This window comes from Bartonella bilalgolemi (genome assembly GCF_023500045.1).
GTDB classification, from domain to species: Bacteria; Pseudomonadota; Alphaproteobacteria; order Rhizobiales; family Rhizobiaceae; genus Bartonella; species Bartonella bilalgolemii.
On sequence record NZ_JAMCOF010000028.1, the window covers coordinates 1 to 1,292 of the forward strand.

Annotated in this window: 1 protein-coding gene and 1 pseudogene; one reads left to right on the forward strand and one right to left on the reverse strand. The window is 30.4% G+C overall.

The genetic code is table 11. The annotated features are described in order from the left end of the window. Positions 1-279: 279 nt before the first annotated feature. Complete coding sequence (locus M4Z11_RS07315) at positions 280-876, reverse strand: hypothetical protein (protein ID WP_249678031.1); 597 nt, start codon at positions 874-876, stop codon at positions 280-282. 153 nt (positions 877-1,029) lie between these two features. Here M4Z11_RS07315 and M4Z11_RS07320 point away from each other — a divergent pair. Further along, positions 1,030-1,292: pseudogene (locus M4Z11_RS07320) on the forward strand (hypothetical protein); the annotation flags it as partial.

Here is a 1,292-nt window from a genome sequence, read left to right on the forward strand (position 1 = left end):
CAGAACTAAACGGCTTATTATCTCCTTCTTACGCGGCTCCGAAATCATGAATGAAAGGCGAGATCTTTAATGCAAAAACACCTATATTGTTTTTCTAACGGTCGCTATCTTTCAGCATAAAAATAAAACATATACCATATGTATAACATACGTTGTATATATGTAAGACATATGTACAGTATATGTAAGGCATACATAAAACTTAAACAGTATGTATGTTAAGCATATGTCGATGTATATTATGTATAAAACTTACAGTGTGAAATCTTCGATATCAGTTTAATGTCCATCATCTAAAAGATCTGGCTTTAGCACTATATCAGTTGGATTGGTTGAGGAAGGTAAATAATCAGAAAATTTCCGTTCTAGTAAAAAAGAACAACGGTTCATAAGAGAAAAATCTTCTTTTTTGAAAAAAAACACAGGATTGACCCAATATTGATTAGGTAATTTTGGTTGTAAAATTCCTTTGTTGATTAATTCTCGTATACCATTGTGAAATGTTTTATCGACCATATCAAGTTTTTTGCCATTTACACCTTCACCTTTCCAAATCAAGGTAACACTATCGGTATCGTTATTTTGATTATCTTGATATGCTTGCAAAGCTATCACAAAAGCGCGATATGCAGTACGTGATAGATTAAAAATTGATTTTACACCATCAGCAAATGTTTCTAAAAAATGCTCTTCAGATTTTTTTTCGATAACGTGAATCATTGATATGTCAGTAATTTGACCAGTATTATGATCAACTAATTTTTGTTGTGTAATTTGCGTTTTAATAATTCTGTCATCAGTAGAAAATTCAGATTTATTCAGAAAAGGATTTTCGAACGGTGAATACTCTAACTTTCGCAAATTTATTTTGTTCATCTAACTGTCCATTGGTCTTTGAGGCAGCTGATACAATAAAACATCAATTACAGAATATTTTTATTCTTTAAAAGAAAAATATAATTGACTTTTAAGTAATATGATTTACTATTGCTCAAAATTGCTACCTAATTGACAATAATATTATCAAAAATGACCATTTGTATATCAGCACAACAAAGAAATCAAACTGTAAGGTATGAAGGTAATCCTTTCCAAAAAGGAACTACACTACCTATTAAAGACCAACGGATGAATATCTCACAATTAAATCATTTTACGGATTCGATACAGGGGACGCAAATTACGCTCTATGAGCATGTTAATAGAAAACAATTCATTAAGCAGTCTATTGCTAATATTGCATCAATTTTTGGACTTAAATCTTCAGGCTTAAAGGCTTTTGGAGTATTAGT

Bases quoted from the DNA above. Each gene is read 5' to 3' on its own strand.
- M4Z11_RS07315 (WP_249678031.1), bottom strand. From the start codon at position 876: ATGAACAAAATAAATTTGCGAAAGTTAGAGTATTCACCGTTCGAAAAT.